At 75.7% G+C, this 15209-nt stretch carries 11 protein-coding genes; 5 read left to right on the top strand and 6 right to left on the bottom strand.

Going from position 1 to position 15209, the window contains the following annotated elements; translation table 11 throughout:
* Window positions 1–68: 68 nt before the first annotated feature.
* A complete protein-coding gene (locus ACZ4EF_RS01795; RefSeq protein ID WP_467502249.1) occupies window positions 69–908 on the bottom strand; it encodes a hypothetical protein in 840 nt (279 codons plus the stop codon).
* Window positions 909–1123: 215 nt separating this feature from the next.
* Here ACZ4EF_RS01795 and ACZ4EF_RS01790 point away from each other — a divergent pair, with 215 nt between their 5' ends.
* Together ACZ4EF_RS01790 and ACZ4EF_RS01785 are read left to right on the top strand one after the other, a co-directional pair.
* Complete coding sequence (locus ACZ4EF_RS01790) at window positions 1124–2386, top strand: APC family permease (protein WP_467502247.1); 1263 nt, start codon at window positions 1124–1126, stop codon at window positions 2384–2386.
* 100 nt (window positions 2387–2486) lie between these two features.
* On the top strand, window positions 2487–3506 hold the full coding sequence (locus ACZ4EF_RS01785) for a S66 peptidase family protein (RefSeq protein WP_467502245.1): 1020 nt from the start codon (window positions 2487–2489) through the stop codon (window positions 3504–3506).
* A 176-nt stretch (window positions 3507–3682) separates the two neighbouring features.
* Here ACZ4EF_RS01785 and ACZ4EF_RS01780 read toward each other — a convergent pair whose 3' ends face one another.
* Complete coding sequence (locus ACZ4EF_RS01780; protein WP_467502243.1) at window positions 3683–4744, bottom strand: DUF2786 domain-containing protein; 1062 nt, start codon at window positions 4742–4744, stop codon at window positions 3683–3685.
* Window positions 4745–5067: 323 nt separating this feature from the next.
* On the opposite strand from ACZ4EF_RS01780, the gene ACZ4EF_RS01775 reads away from it, so the two are divergent.
* On the top strand, window positions 5068–6375 hold the full coding sequence (locus ACZ4EF_RS01775; RefSeq protein WP_467502241.1) for a GH25 family lysozyme: 1308 nt from the start codon (window positions 5068–5070) through the stop codon (window positions 6373–6375).
* A 217-nt stretch (window positions 6376–6592) separates the two neighbouring features.
* On the opposite strand, the gene ACZ4EF_RS01770 is transcribed toward ACZ4EF_RS01775, so the two are convergent.
* On the bottom strand, window positions 6593–7519 hold the full coding sequence (locus ACZ4EF_RS01770) for a M56 family metallopeptidase (protein WP_355336403.1): 927 nt from the start codon (window positions 7517–7519) through the stop codon (window positions 6593–6595).
* A complete protein-coding gene (locus tag ACZ4EF_RS01765) occupies window positions 7516–7959 on the bottom strand; it encodes a BlaI/MecI/CopY family transcriptional regulator (RefSeq protein WP_401309906.1) in 444 nt (147 codons plus the stop codon). Before ACZ4EF_RS01765 ends, ACZ4EF_RS01770 begins: the two co-directional genes overlap by 4 nt.
* A gap of 113 nt (window positions 7960–8072) precedes the next feature.
* Between ACZ4EF_RS01765 and ACZ4EF_RS01760 the strand changes: the two genes are divergently transcribed.
* Together ACZ4EF_RS01760 and ACZ4EF_RS01755 are read left to right on the top strand one after the other, a co-directional pair.
* Window positions 8073–8795: a DedA family protein gene (locus ACZ4EF_RS01760; RefSeq protein WP_355336401.1), complete on the top strand. Its 723-nt coding sequence runs from the start codon at window positions 8073–8075 to the stop codon at window positions 8793–8795.
* Window positions 8792–9397: a phosphatase PAP2 family protein gene (locus ACZ4EF_RS01755; RefSeq protein WP_355336400.1), complete on the top strand. Its 606-nt coding sequence runs from the start codon at window positions 8792–8794 to the stop codon at window positions 9395–9397. The genes ACZ4EF_RS01760 and ACZ4EF_RS01755 overlap by 4 nt, the downstream gene beginning before the upstream one ends.
* 78 nt (window positions 9398–9475) lie before the next feature.
* Here ACZ4EF_RS01755 and ACZ4EF_RS01750 read toward each other — a convergent pair whose 3' ends face one another.
* Together ACZ4EF_RS01750 and ACZ4EF_RS01745 are read right to left on the bottom strand one after the other, a co-directional pair.
* Window positions 9476–10222 (bottom strand): phosphotransferase family protein, encoded by a 747-nt coding sequence (locus tag ACZ4EF_RS01750; protein WP_467502237.1) that lies wholly within the window; start codon window positions 10220–10222, stop codon window positions 9476–9478.
* A gap of 76 nt (window positions 10223–10298) precedes the next feature.
* Entirely contained in the window at window positions 10299–15209 is a 4911-nt protein-coding gene (locus tag ACZ4EF_RS01745; protein ID WP_467502235.1) for a DNA repair ATPase, read from the bottom strand.

Raw genomic sequence — 15209 nt, 5'->3', positions numbered from 1 at the left:
GGGTCCCTACACCCAGGGCCGTCCGAGGGCACCCTCCCCCACGGCGGGTGCCCTCCCAGGACGCGCCTTCAGCGCGCGGCCCGGTACGCCAGGCCCCGTACGAAGGCGTCCCGCACGCTCGCCCTCAGCCGCCGGGCCCAGGGCGGGTCGGTCTCGCCGCGCGCCGTGCTCCAGCAGGCGAGGGCGTAGCCGTACTCCGCCGGGCTCAGGTACCCCATCCGGTACCAGGGCTCGTCCCCGCGGCCGGTGAGCATCCGGTCGGTGAGATCGCCGACCGGCACCACCGAGTACCCGGCCGCCTTCACGTAGTCGTCCGCGGCGTTGGCCGTCAGGACGCCCATTCCGAGGTGGACGGTCACCAGGTCGGTGAGGCGCTCTTCCTCCGCGCGGGAGATGCCCAGCCCGGCCACCCGCCGCTCGCCGACCAGCCGGGCGTGCGCCAGCTCGTGGGCGACGAGCCCCGCGAACGCGTCGGGCCGCGCGGCCACGCCGCGGTCCAGTTCGATCACCGCCCGGCCGAGCACCTTGCGGTACTCACCGACCTGGTGCCTCTTGCCCGGGACCCGCTCCGGGGAGTCCACCAGCAGCACACGGACGCCGGAGACGTCCGCGCCCATCACCGCGCCGATCCGCCGCACCAGCGGCTCGACCCGCTCCCGCGTACCGCTGAAGTCCGCGGGGACGAAGCCCGGCAGCGCGATCTCGCGGTGCGCGGTCGCGGGCCCGAACTCCTCGGCGCACCACCGCAGCCACCGCTCGGTCCAGGCCCGCTCTCTGTCCGGTACGGGACACGCTCCCGGTACGTCGGCCCGCAGCCACGGTTTCGGCCCCGTCGTCCTCGGCCGGCCCGGCGCCGGGTCCCTCCCCCGCAGCCAGTCCGCCACCCCGTCCGGCACCCGTCGGCCCATGCCACCCCCCGGTGTTCCCACCCGCCCCCTCCCCCCAGGACGCCCCCCGACCCCCCGCCAGTTGCACCGGCCGGGCCCGCCGCTCGCCACTGACCGGCGCGGGTCCTCGCGGCTCCCGCCGCCGCGGCCGCCGGAGGTGAACACGGCGTGGCCGGGGGCGGAAATGTGGTCGGCGGGGATCGCGGGGGGCGCCAGGGGGCTGGGAGCATGCGGGCGTGACGGGTGCGGCGGCGGGAGAGTTGAGGCGGCGCCTCGGTGTGGGGGACGCCGTGGTGATCGGCCTCGGGGCGATGATCGGCGCCGGGGTCTTCGCGGCGTTCGCTCCCGCGGCCCGCGCCGCGGGCACCGCGCTCCTCGCGGCCCTGGCGGTCGCTGCCGTCGTGGCGTACTGCAACGCGACGTCCTCGGCGCGCCTGGCGGCCCGCCACCCGCGCTCCGGTGGGACGTATGTGTACGGCACGGAGCGGCTCGGCCCCCTCTGGGGCTACCTGGCCGGGTGGAGCTTCGTGGCGGGCAAGACGGCCTCGTGCGCGGCGATGGCGCTGACGGTGGGGGCGTACGCGTGGCCCGAGCACCGCCGCGCGGTGGCGGTCGCGGCCGTGGTGGCCCTGACGGCCGTGAACTGCCTGGGCGTACGGAAGGCCGCCTGGCTGACCCGGCTGATCGTGGCGGTGACCCTCGCGGTCCTCGCGGCGGCGGTCACCGCGTGCCTGACCAGTACGCGGGCCGACACGGGACGGCTGGCGTGGGACGGTGCCGCCTCCGGCCCGCACGGCGTGCTCCAGGCCGCCGGTCTGCTCTTCTTCGCCTTCGCGGGGTACGCCAGGATCGCCACGCTCGGCGAGGAGGTGAAGGACCCGGCGCGGACCGTCCCCCGCGCGATCCCGCTGGCGCTCGGCGTGACCCTCGTGGTCTACGCGGCCGTCGCCGTCGCCCTGCTGACCGTTCTCGGGCCCGACGCCCTGGCCCGCTCGGCCGCGCCCCTCACCGACGCCGTCCGTACGGCCGGGGTGCCGGGTCTGGCCCCGGCGGTCCGCGTCGGCGCGGCCATGGCCGCCCTCGGCTCCCTGCTGGCACTGATCCTCGGCGTCTCCCGTACCACCCTGGCGATGGCACGCGACCGGCACTTCCCGTACGCGCTCGCCGCCGTCCATCCGCGCCACGGGACCCCGGTCAGGGCGGAGGCGGCGGTCGGCGCCCTGGTCGTGGCGCTCACCGCGACCACCGATCTGACCGGGGCGATCGGCTTCTCGTCCTTCGGCGTCCTCGTCTACTACGCCGTCGCCAACGCCAGCGCCCTGCGGCTGGGCGCGGACGAGCGCCGGCCGCACCCGGCCGTTCCCGTCGTCGGCCTGACCGGCTGCGCGGTGCTGGCCGCGAGCCTCCCCCCGGCCTCGGTGCTGGCCGGTCTCGGCGTGACGGCGGTCGGCGCGGTGGCGTACGCGGTGTCCCCGCGCCGCCCCGGCCGGTCGTCCTGAGCGGCGGCGGTGTCGACCGCGGCGAGCAGTGCCCGCGCCGGGGCGGACGACCGGCGTAAATCGCGTGACCGCCTCCAGGGGCAGCGGCGAGACTGACGCCATGACCGGTTCCGTACCGCCTCACCCGCTGCGACCGCGCGCGCTGGGGCCCGGGGATCTCGTGGTCCTCGCGGCGCTGTCCGGTCCGCTGTCCGCCGCGCACGAGCCCCATGTCGAGCGGACGGTGGCGGTGCTCGAACGGATGGGATTCCGCGTGCGCCGGGCTCCGCTGCTCGAAGCGGGCCGAAGCCATTGGTGGAGCGCGGCCGCACCGGCGGAGATCGCCGCAGAGCTCAACGGCCTTCTGCGTGATCCCGAGGTGCGCGCGATCGTCGCGAGTGACGGCGGCCAGACGGTGCTCGGCTACCTCGACCTGATCGACGTCGAGGCGATCAGGGCCGACCCCAAGCCGATCCTCGGCTACAGCGACATCTCGCTGCTGCATCTTGTGCTCCACGCACGCACGGGCCTGGTCGGGTTCCACGCCGACATGGCCGTCCCCGGCTTCGGCGGGCACTGGCGGTCCGCGCCCGGTGCGCGCCAGGCGGAACTCGAGAAGCTCTACTCCAGGCTGCTGACCTGTACCGAGGCGATCGGCGCGCTGCCCGCGAGCCCGTCGTGGGAGTGCTGGCGTCCCGGTCGTACCGAAGGCCGTCTGATCGGAGGGGTGATCAACCGCGTCGTGCTGGCGCAGGCGACGCGGTTCGCGCTGCCGCTCGAACGGTTCGACGGCGCGGTGCTGTTCTGGGAGGAGACGGGCGGCCTGGCCTCGCACGTGTGGAGCTATCTGCAAGTGCTGCGGCACTCCGGCGTCCTCGACCGGATCTCCGGCATGGTCGTGGGCGTACCGGGCGGGATCGGCGGACTTGAGCCCGGCGCGTCCCCTGCCCTGCCCGAGCTGGTCCTCGACGTCCTCGGCGACCGTGACATCCCGGTCCTGGGCAATGTCGAGTTCGGGCACGCCGGTCCGAATCTGCCGATGCCGGTCGGCATTCGCGTCGGCCTCGACGCGCGACGGCGGACGTTGTCGCTCCTCGAACCGGCGGTGGGGCCGCGCGCGGCGACGGGCCCGGCCGGCTGAACACCGTCGATCAGGGAGCGGGGCCGCGCGCCACGACAGGCCCCGTCGGCTGAACACCGCCGATCAGTGAGCGGACGGCGAGCGTACGCGGTCGTCGGCGGTGAGAGGGCGTCCACGCGGACGCGACCGTGGCGGCCGGGCGCGGGCTCTCCTCGGACGAGCGGTGGGGCCGGGGTTCAGAAGCGGGCGCGGTCGGCCGCCGCCTCGCCGTGGCGCCAGCCCTCGGCGTCGCGGCCCTTGAGCCGCGAGGTGGTGGTGGACGGGAACATGCGGCGGGTCGCGTCGCGTACGTCGACCTCGCGGGCGGCGAGGACGGGCAGCAGGTCGGCGGGCGGGGTGGCGGTCTCGGCCTGGGCCTCCCGGGTGGCGGCGGCCAGGCGTTCGCGGACGCGGCCCGCGTAACCGATCAGGAAGGACTCCCGGAAGTCGCGCGAGCGCGAGGTGCCGCCGCGCAGGGCGTGGTCGGCCTGGACGAGCAGCGAGGTGTAGAGGAGTTCGACGGCCTCCAGGTCGGTCGCGAAACCGACCACCGTCGAGAAGCCGAAGTCGGCCGCCCACACCGCCTGGCAGCGGTTCGCCGCCGCGACGGCGTCCAGCAGCAGGGCCTTCGCGCCCTCGTACGGGCGGTCCACCCCGATCCGGCACGCGCCGGGGCCCCGGCCCGGCGCCCCGGGCGCTCCCGTGGCCGCGACCAGCGCCTCGTCGATGCTGTGCCTGGCCATCAGGTGCTGGGCCTTCGCCGACAGCGCCTCGGCCTCCTCGGGGAAGCCGGTGGACTCGGCCTTCGCCAGCAGCGCCCGGATGCGGGCGAGCATCTTGGAGTGCGGGCCGCTGGCCGGGGGCGCCGACGCGGGGCCAGGCGTCAGAGGGGTGATGCGGGGCAGCCGCCCGTACAGGCAGAGCAGTTCCACGAGGGCCGTCGCCGTACTGAAGCGGTCGAGCCGCTCGCTGCGGGCGAACTCCGCGAGGAAGGGTTCCTCGCCGTCCCCCGCGGCCCGCGCCAACCGCTCGTGCCGCGCGTCGAGTTCCCGCCCGGCCATCCGTACGAGGTCCCGAAGCTCCCACCCGCGCGCCCCGCACTCCCGCACCACCCGCCCGGCCAGTTTCCCGGCCGCGCCCTCCCACCGCTCACCCGCGGCGGCCAGCACCGACGCCGCCGCGTCCACGGCGGCTTCCTCCGCCGTGGCCCCCGCGCCGGAGGCCACCGCCGCCGCATACGCCCGCTCGAACTCGTCCACGGATCTATGGTCGCCGACGCGGCGCGCGCCGCTCGCCGGCCCCCGCTGGCCGAGCGCGTACGCGGTCCCCCGCACGGGCCCCGAGAGCCGGAACGTGTTGCGGCCATGTCAATCCGTCCCTTAGGTTGACGCGCGTCGACACAGCCTGCGCGCAGAGGAGTTGATGTGCTGTCCGTGCTCTGGTGACGCCGCCCGGACCGGGCTCACCGGCCGCTCACAGTCCCGGCACCCGCACCCCGACTCCCACCGCCGACGACCGCACCGCTACACCCCCGGCTCAGCGCGTCAGAGCGTGTCCCCCTCCACACACCCCTGGGAGCATCATGTCCGCAACCACCCCCTCGCGGTTCAGGCCAGCCACCCGCGGTACGGGCTCGGGCCGGAAGACGGCCTGCGCGGCCGGGCTGCTGGCCGCCGCCGTGACCCTGCTGGTCCTGCCCGGCACCGCCTCCGCGTCGACCGCCGCCGCCGACGGCCGCGGCACCCCGACCCGTATGACGCACCCGGATCAGGACCACGCCGGATCGGGGCTCGGGAGCCAGGGCGCGGGAACGCTGTCGGCCGCGGCGCGGGCGGCCGTCGGCACGGGCCCGGCCGGTCTCGACGTCAGCGGTTACCAGGGCAACGTCGACTGGGCGTCCGTCAAGAGCAAGGGCGCCGCCTTCGCCTACGTCAAGGCCACCGAAGGCACCACGTACACGAGCCCGAACTTCTCCCAGCAGTACAGCGGCTCCTACAACGCCGGGCTGGTCCGCGGCGCCTACCACTTCGCGCTGCCGAACAATTCGAGCGGTACGGCGCAGGCCGACTGGTTCGTCGGCCACGGAGGCGGCTGGAGCGCCGACGGGAAGACGCTGCCGCCCGCCCTCGACATCGAGTACAACCCGTACGGGGCCACCTGCTACGGGCTGAGCCAGAGCGCGATGGTGAGCTGGATCCGGGACTTCAGCAACGAGGTGCGCACCAGGACCGGGCGCTACCCGACGATCTACACCACCACCGACTGGTGGACGGCGTGCACCGGCAACAACAGCGGTTTCGGCGCCACCAACCCGCTGTGGGTGGCCCGTTACAGCAGCGGCCCCGGCACGCTGCCGGCCGGCTGGTCGGCCCAGACGATCTGGCAGTACGCCGACTCCGGCACCTTCCCCGGTGACCAGGACACCTTCAACGGCACCCTCACCGACCTCCAGAACTTCGCCAAGGGCAGCGGCTACAACCCGCCGCCGACCACGAGCTGGCCGACCGTCCAGCAGGGCGCGAGCGGCGAGCGGGTCAAGACGGTCCAGTACCTGCTCAACGCCCACGGTTCGTCCCTGACGGTGGACGGTGCCTTCGGCGCGGGCACCAACACCGCCGTCCGCTCCTTCCAGTCCGCCCACGGCCTCACCGCCGACGGGATCGTCGGCCCCAACACCTGGCAGGCCCTGATCGTCACCGTGCAGCAGGGCTCGTCGGGCGCCGCGGTCCAGGCCGCGCAGAGCCAGCTCAACGCGCACGGTTCGTCCCTGGCGGTGGACGGTGCCTTCGGCGCGGGCACCAACACCGCCGTCCGCTCCTTCCAGTCCGCCCACGGCCTCACCGCCGACGGGATCGTCGGCCCGAACACCTGGCAGGCCCTGGTCTCCTGACCCTCGGCACGCCCTGACCGGACAGCGGCACCACCCGCGATCCCGGTACGGCACCCCGGTCGCGCTCCTCCGGCCGGGGTGCCGTTCGCGTGAACGCGGAAGGCACGGGTCAGCGCGCGCCGGCGCCGCGCGACATCGGCCCCCCTCCCGGGGCCGGGGGCCTCGGGCGACGGGCGACGGGCGACGGGCGACGGGCGACGGGCGACGGGCGACGGGGTCAGCGTTCGCCCTGGGCGACCTCGATGGAGCCGTGGAGGTCGTGGGCCGCCTGGAGGGCGCTGGCGGCGGACAGGGCGAGGCAGGAGGCCAGGACGAGGGCTATGGCGCGGGGGGCGCGGGCGCGGAGGTGGGGGGTGGTCGGGGGGTGGGCCAGGAGGGCGGCGACGCGGCGCGGCACGGGCCCGGTGGCGGCCGGGAGCGCGGCGTGCGGCCGGACGCCGGGCCGGGAGGCCAGGGCGGCGCGCCCGATGGCGCGGGCGGCGAGGCGGCGGTCGCCGACGGCGAGGGCGGCGGACTCGTCGGCCCAGCGTTCGAGGGCGTAGGACAGCGGCCCGCGCAGGCCGCGCAGGGCGGGGTGGCAGGAGGAGGCGAGGGCGAAGGCGGCGAGGAAGAGGTGGTGGCGCCCGGCGAGGTGGGCCCGCTCATGGGCGAGCAGCGCCTCGCGCTCGGCGGGACCGAGGGCGCGCAGCATGCCGGTGGTGACGACGATCCGGCCGGGCCGTCCGGGCAGCGCGTACGCGTCGGGGCCGGGGTCCTGGAGGACGGTGAGGTCACCGGCCGCCGTACCGGCCGCGACGGCGCGCCTGCGGGCCCGCGCGGCGAGCACGAGGTGGCGGCGCGAGGTGCGGACCAGCGCCGTGACGACGGCGGCCAGCAGCACGGCGGCGACGCACGCGGCGGCCACCGTCACCTGGTCGCCGACCACCGGCAGCACGAAGTGCGCGAAGGCGGCGACCGGCGGGAGCCGCAGGGCGCCCGCCCCGGCGAGCAGCAGCAGCGCGGTGGTGCTGCACGCGGCGAGCGCGACGGCGGACCCGGCGAGCAGCCAGGCCGCGGCGCGCGGCGGCAGCGCGTCCGCCAGCCGCCGCGCGGCGGGCACGGCGAGCAGCGGGAGCAGCAGCGGCGCCCAGACGGCGAGGTTCACGGGCGGCGGCCCTCCGAGGCGGGACCGGCGGGGCCGGAGGCCGGGGACGGCCCGTCGTCCTCCTCCGCCTGGACCAGCAGCTCGCGCAGCAGCCGTTCGTCGTCCGGGTCGAGCTGGGAGACGAAGCGGGCCAGGACCGTACCGCGGTCGTCCTCACCGGACTTGTCCAGCTCGGTGCGCATGCGGCGGGCGGCCAGGCCCGGCGAGTCCTGGACCGGCAGGTAGGCGTAGCCGCGCCCCGAACGGGTGCGGCTGACGGACCCCTTCTCGTAGAGGCGCGCGAGGATCGTGGTGACGGTGGTGCGCGCGAGGGCGGTGCCCAGGTCGCGCTGGACGTCGGCGGGGGTCAGGGCGCGGCCGTCGGCCGCCCACAGCGCGGCCAGCACGCTCGCCTCGAGTTCACCCGAAGGCCGCCGGGCCGACGCGTTGGCCTCCGTCATGGATCGCCCCTTCCGGCTCGTTCGTCTACAGTTCTGTAGACCGACTACACGACTGTAGTCGGGGAGGGTGCCGCGCGGCACCCCAGGACCCATTATGGGAGGGCCCCACCGTCATGCCCCTGCCCGCGCTCGATCAGGCCGTGAACGTCCTGGACGCGACCTCCCTGCTGTCGTCCTTCGGGGCCATCGGCATCGCGGTCATCATGTTCGCCGAAACCGGCCTGCTCATCGGCTTCTTCCTGCCCGGCGACTCGCTGCTCTTCACCGCCGGGCTGCTGTGCGTGCCCGGCGCCTCCGATGTGGTGCATCTCTCGCTGTGGCAGGTGCTGCTCGCCGCCGTGGCCGGGGCGCTGCTGGGGGCGCAGACCGGTTACGTGATCGGACGGCGCGGCGGCCCCGCGCTGCTGAACCGCACGAAGAACGCCAAGCTGCACCAGGGCGCGGCCAGAGCCGCGGAACTCCTCGAACGGTACGGCCACGCCAAGGCCGTCGTCCTGGCCCGCTTCATCCCCATCGTGCGCACGGTGCTCAACCCGCTCGCCGGGACGCTGAACGTGCCGGTCCGCACCTTCACCGTCTGGCAGATCGCGGGCGGCGCCGTCTGGACCGTCGGCCTGGTGCTCGGCGGCTACGGGCTCGGCTCGTCGATCCCGCACGTGGACACGTACCTGCTGCCGATCGTCGCGGTGATCGTGGTCGTCTCGCTGGCGCCGCTGGTCCTGGAGGTACGGCGCAGCCGCCGCGACGGCGCGAAGGCGGCCGACGCCGAGCCCGTACCCGCCGCGTCCGCCCCCGCCGTGACGACCCCCGCCGCCTCTGACCCGGAGCGCCCGTGACCTCGCAATTCGACGCGGGCCTGTACCGCTGGATCACCGACCTCGCGGGGCGCACCCCGCAGCCCGTGGACGACACCGTCCGCTTCTTCAGCGACTACGGGCTCGGCCTCTTCGCCGTCCTGATGCTGATCGTCTGGTGGCGGGCCCGCCCCGCCGGGTCCGCCGCGATGGCGGCGGCGCTGGCCGTGCCGTTCACCGTCGTGGTCGCCTTCCTCGTCAACGACGGGGTCAAGGCGGTCTTCGACGAGCAGCGGCCCTGTCAGACGCTGCACACCGTCACGGTCGAGACGTGTCCGGCGCTCGGCGACTGGTCCTTCCCCAGCAACCACTCCGCCATCGCCGCGGCCGCCGCCGTCGGCCTGCTCTTCGCCGACCGGCGCCTGGGACTGCGTCTCGCCGTCCCCCTCGCCCTCCTCATGGCCGCCTCGCGCGTCTGGATCGGCGTCCACTACCCGCACGACGTCGTCGTCGGCCTCCTCGTCGGCGCCCTCGTCGCCTGGCCCGTCTCCCTCCTGGCCCCCCGCGCCGCCCCCGCCGTCGACCGTCTCCGCGCCACCAGACTCCGCCCCCTGGTGCACGCCCTGCGTCCCGCCGCCGAATAGCCTTCCGGGGTACGGCCCCGGTCGGTCGACCGCGCCGCGCTGTGGCGCGGCCCGGGGCTCGGGGGTCTGCGTACGGGGCTACATGCGGGATTTCAGGACGTCGACCTCGCAGCCCGGGGCGAACGGGTCGAAGCCGTGTTCGGTCAGCCAGCGGACGCCCAGGAGGGCGCGCAGGGACCACCAGGCGCGCAGGGCGTCGAGGTCGACGTCGGCGCCGTAGCCGGTGAGGAGGTCGCCGAGGCGCTCCTCGTGGCCGAGGGTCAAGGTGGCGAGGTCGAAGAGGGCGTCGCCCCGGCCCGCCTCCGACCAGTCGATAACGCCGGTGACCTCGGCGCCGTCGACGAAGACGTGATCGATCTGGAGGTCGCCGTGCGCGAACACCGGCGTCCACGCCCGGAGCGCGGCCTCGGCGACCCGGCGGTTGCGGGTGACCAGGGCGGCGGGCAGGACACCGCTGGTCACCAGCGCCTCGCACTCGCCGTCGAGTTCCACCGCCAACTCGCCGGGGTCGCGGCGGCGCCGGCCTGCCCAGGGCGGCAACGGCGCGTCGTGCAGCCGCCGGACGGCGGCGCCCGCCGCGGCCCACGCCGCCGGGGACGCGGGCGACGGCTCACCGAGGCGGCCGAGCGCCGTGCCCCGGACCGCGGCGAGCGCGAGCACGGGCGGCTCGCGCCACAAGACCTCCGGGGTCGGGACCGGCGCCAGGGCCATCGCCTCGACCTCGACGTCGATACGCGCCTGATCGGCGTCCACCTTCAAGAACACGTCGCCGACGCGCAGGGTCGCGCGCTCGGAGTGGGCGACCACCACATTGACCTCGTCCATGGGCGGCAGTATCCGGGGGGAGGGCCCCGGCGTCACCGGATTTGCCGCGTGGGCCGACGCGGCCGGCCGTGTCCCGCTACCCCACGGCCGTACCGCCCCCCGCGTAGGCGGACCTGATGGCGGACCACCGGGCCGCCTCGGCGGGGGTGAGCCGGTCGCGGAGGGCGGCGAGGTGGAGGAGGGCGGATTCGGCGCCGGAGGCGAGGGTCTGCGCCTCCGCGCGGTAGTGGTCGTCGATGACGGCCTCCAACTCGGCCTCGTTCATGGCGGGTTGGATACGGGCGGCGAGGCGGGACATCGTGCGGTAGGAGCCCTGGAGGAGGAACGGCGGCTCGGTGCGCGAGGCGTCGGTGCGGGCCGCGGACGCGATATAGGCGGCGTTGACTGCCAGCACGGTGGCGCGGGCGCGCAGCAGATGGCGCAGGACGGCCACGATGTCCTCGCGCTCGGCGGCCGGATAGGGGTGGGCGAGGTCGTCCGCGCGGGCGGTGGGGTCGTCCTCGGCGAGCCGGATGAGGAGTTCGAGGTCGCCGCGCTCGCGCCCGGCCAGCGGCGCAAGCGTCTCGTTGGCGGTGAGCGCGTTCTCCACGTAGCTCAGCGCGAAGAGCGCCTCCCGGCCGGTCAGGACGTCACCGAGGTTCCAGACGTCGGCGCGGTTGGCGAGCATGTCCGGGACGCGGAAGAGGCGGCCGGACTCGGTGTACGGGTTGCCCGCCATGCAGACCGCGAACCGCTTGCCCCGCAGGTCGTACGTGCCCGCCGCGCCCTCGACGCGGCGCTGCGCGTCGCACAGCGTGATGAACTTCTGAAGGAGCTCGGGCGAGGTGTGCTGGATGTCGTCCAGGTAGAGCAGCACGTTGGAACCCAGCTCCAGCGCGAAGTTGATCTTCTCGACCTCGCGGCGCGAGGTGGCGTCGGGGGCGCGCTCGGGGTCGAGCGAGGTGACGCCGGTGCCGAGCGCGGGCCCGTCGATGGTCACCAGGGCGAGGCCGAGCCGGGCGGCCACGTACTGCACGAGCGAGGTCTTGCCGTAGCCGGGCGGCGACATCAGCATCAACAGGCCGCCGGACGGGCCGAATTGGCGGGCGAGGTTGTCGCCGATGAGCGGCAGCGACACCTCGTCGAGCAGCCGGTTGCGGACGAAGCCGGTCAACGGCCGCGGGCGGTAGGCGTCCAGGTCGAGGCGGTCGCGCTCGGCGGCCACCACGGAGGTGCGGTGCCGCTGGTAGGTGCGGTAGGCGGGGACATCCTCAGCCCTGAACCGCCGTACGCGGGTGAGGGTTTCGTCCAGGCGTACGGCCATCCGCCGGGCGGTGATCCGGGGGTGGGTGCCCAGCAGCCCGGTCACGGTGGTGCCGACGGCGGCCTCGGAGGCGTAGACCGCGAGGTCGGGACCGCAGACGAACGCGGCGGCGGCCTCGGCGAGTTCACCGTCCTCGGAAGAGACGGAAGATGCCGAAGAGGCCGAGGAGCTCGTGGCATGCGCGCCGAGCCAGCCCGTCACGAGCTGCCAGCGCGCGCCCAGGTCGTCGCCGAGCGCCCCGAGGTCGTCGAGGAACTCCTTGTACGGCACGCCCTGCGCGCCGCCGAGCGCGGAGACGAACCGCTCCCGCAGCGCCCGCGCCTCGGCGCCGCCGACGAAACCGGTCCGGTCGGCGGCCAGTTCGGCCACCAGGTAGTCGCCGACGGGCGTCCCCTCCCCCACCGCGCCGATCCGGCCGAGTCCGGCACGGGCGGCGAAGTCCCGTACGGCGGAGTCGAGTTCGGCGGCCAGCTCGGTCAGCGCGGGCACGGCGGCGGCGGAGTCCCCGAAGGCGGACGCGGCCCTGCTCAGCGAGCGGGCCCTGGTGGTCCAGGCCGGCCGGGCGGCCGGGGCGGCGCCATGGGTCCAGAAGAGCTGGGCCAGGGCGCGGTCGGCCGCGGGGTGGCGGAGCAGGCCCGCGGCCGTGTCCAGCTCGTGCAGCGCGGTCAGCAGCAGCGTCGCGTCGTGGTCGTGGACACCGCGCTCGTAACCCTCGTCGAGCCGGGCCGCGGCGGCCTCCTTGACCAGCGCGGGAATGTCGGTCAGAGCGCCGGGGGCGTCGAGCAGCAGGGTCGCGGCGAGGTATTCGGCGCGGTACAGGTCGGGCGACTCCGAGACGACCGGGCGGTCCCAGAAGCGGCGGGTGGCCGCGAAGGCGGGGTCGGCGACCGGCACGAGGTAGTCGGTGCCCGAGATGGTGAAGGCGAGGCCGTCCGCGTGCGGGACGAGCGCGAGTTCCAGCGGCTGGGTGTTGACGGCGAAGCGGTGGCGGCCGAGCCGGATCACCGTGCCGTCCGCGTCGTAGAGGTCGAGCCGGTCGCGCAGCGAGCGGCCCGCGTCCTGCCGGGCCGCGGCCAGTGCCGCCTCGGCCTCCGCGGCCCGCGCCGGGTCGCCGAGGTCCCGCAACTGCGCGGCGATCCGCCGGTGCTGGGCGGCCATCGGGTCGGACGCGAAGTAGGTGTTGACGTCGTCAAGGCTGGGCAGCGCGGCGGCGCGGCGGCGCACCCCGGCCAGGACACGCTCGGCGGAGGCCGCCAACCGCTGGGCCCGCTGGGCGCGTTCGTCGGCGAGCGCCTGCTTGCGGGCGGCGAAGGTCTGGTGGATCTCCTCGCGGCGCTCGTCCAGGGCCGCGAGCCGGGTGTCGTCGGCGGCGAAGCGCGTGGTCAGGTTCTCGATCCTGACCAGCAGCCGGCCGAGCTGTTCCTCGCAGCTCTCCGGGGTGTCGGCGGCGGCCAGCGCCCCGCTGACGCTCTGCGCCAACAGCGCGCTCTCGGCGGCGAATTCGCCCTCGGACTCGGCGGCTGCCAGCTCCCTGCGGCGGCCGTCGAGCACGGCCCGCGCCTGGTTGACGGCGCCGAGCACGTCGGCGACGGCGGCCAGGATGCGGGTGCGGACGGTCGCGTCGTCGATCTCCAGGGTGCCGACGATCTCGGTGACGGTGGCGAGCCCGGTGGCCTGCTCGTCCAGGACGGCGGCGACCTCGGCCGCGTCCGCCGCGGCCCCGATGGCCTCGGCGTCGGCGGCGGTCGCGGCGACCCGGTCCCGGTAGCCGTCGAAGGCGTGCTCGTCGGCGAAGTACCCCGCCGCGCGGCGCGCGGCGTCCGCCAGGTCCTTGGCCAGGCTCGCGGTGAGCGCGTCCAGGCGCTCGGCGTCGACGTAGCGCATCTCGCGCAGGGACATCAAGTGGCCCTGTGCGCGCCGCAGTTCGGTGAGCCGTTCTACCCACTCGTCCGCGGACTTCACGGCCTCGCCGCGCGCCTGCCGGACGAGGACGGCGATACGGGCGGCGCTCTCGTCGACTGCGGTCGCGGCGCGCGCGGTCAGGTCGCGTACCCGCGCGTACTCGGCGAGCACCTGCCGTCCGGTGTCGCGGACCTGGGCCAGCGGCGCGACCAGGTCGCCGGAGGCCGCGTCCGCCGAAGCGGCGTCCTCCTCGATGTCGCCGAGCCAGTGGTAGCGGTCGAGCACCCGCTCGCACTCGCCGACCAGCGCCTCGTAGCCGGGCAGCGCGGGCGCGGCCTCCAGGGCCAGGGCGGTACGGGCCACCGACAGCGTGTCCGCGACGGCCCGCACCAGGTCCGGGTTGCCGATCCGCTCCAGCGGTCCGCCGCCGACCGGCTGCGCGGCGGCGTAGGCGTCGGACAGGAACGGCGTCTCCCAGCGCTGCACCATGTGCACCCGGGCCGCCTCGCCGCCGTCGGCCGGGCGCAGCGTCAGCAGCGTGCCGTCCTCGTAGAGCGCGGCGCCCTGGACGTGCAGCGGCGCCGCGGCCTCCTTGCGGATGAGGTTGTACGGCAGCAGCAGGCGGCGGCCGTCGGCGGCGAGGAAGACGTACAGCACGTCCTCGCCGTTCGCGGACCGCACGATCCGCTCGAACTCCAGCTCCTCCGGGCCGGTTTCGTACGCGCGGGTGCCGCCGGTGGCGAGCGCGTAGCCGCCGGGGAAGACCACGCCCTGGTCGTCGGGGAGCCGCAGGCACGCCTGGCCGAGGGCGTCGAGCCGTTCGATCTCGCCGGTCCTGGTGTTGACCGCGAAGTGCCGGTCGGCGTTCTCGCGGTACGGCCGGACGCGCAGCAGCACCAGCGGGCCGACGGTGGCGTAGGCGACGTCGGCGTCCGCGAGGGCCTGGAGCGCGTCCTCGACCGGCTCCTCGTACGACGCCTCGTCGGCGCCGATGGCGAGCGTGCCGCCGGAGGTGGCGACGGTGACGGTGCCGCCGTCGGCCGCGGTCAGCGCGAGGTGCGGGTCGCGCCCCGCCACCTGGTCCTCGCGGGTGACGGCCGCCCAGGTGACGGTGTAGACGCCGCCGTCGGAGTCGGCCCACTCCTCGCGCGCGGTCCCCTCGTACGCGCAGCTCCCGTCGGGCGCGACCCGCCAGCCGACCACGCGGACGTCGCCGACGCCGGGCCCGGTGCTGAAGACCGCGAGCAGCCGCCCCTCGGCGACGCGCAGCCGCAGCAGCCGCGTCTGCCGGTAGTAGCGGTACAGCTCGCCGAACTCCCGTACGAACACGGGGTCGTCGAGCAGCCCGGCGGGGCCCGCGTCGGCCCCGCCCTCGCCGCCCGCACGGCTCTGCCCGCCCCCACCGGCCTCGCCGACCGACGCCGCCGGGAGCGCCTGGAAGACGTCGCCGACCGAGGTGACCTCCGGGGGGTTCGAGGCGAAGAGCAGATACGGGCCGACGGCGGCCACGTCCGCCGCCTGCGCGGGGTGGGCGGTGCGCAGCCGTTCGGTGCCGTCCAGGCGCAGCTCGGTGGTGCCGAACACCTCCTGGCGGCGGGAGTTGAGCGCCCCCGCCCGGTCCGCGAGCAGCCGCGCGGACGCGGTGAGCCGTGCGCGCAGCACCTCGTACGCGTCCCCGTCCAGGCCGCCCGCGGCTGACCCGCCCGCCGGGCGCGGCCCCCCTGAGGCCGCGCCCGGCGAACCCTCGGGTGCCGTGCCCCGCGACTCCTGCGCCCCGCTCAC

The sequence above is a fragment of the Streptomyces sp. NPDC025721 genome (assembly GCF_055558595.1).
Note: the sequence above shows the minus strand (reverse complement) of the source record. Positions and strands in the feature narration are given on the sequence as shown.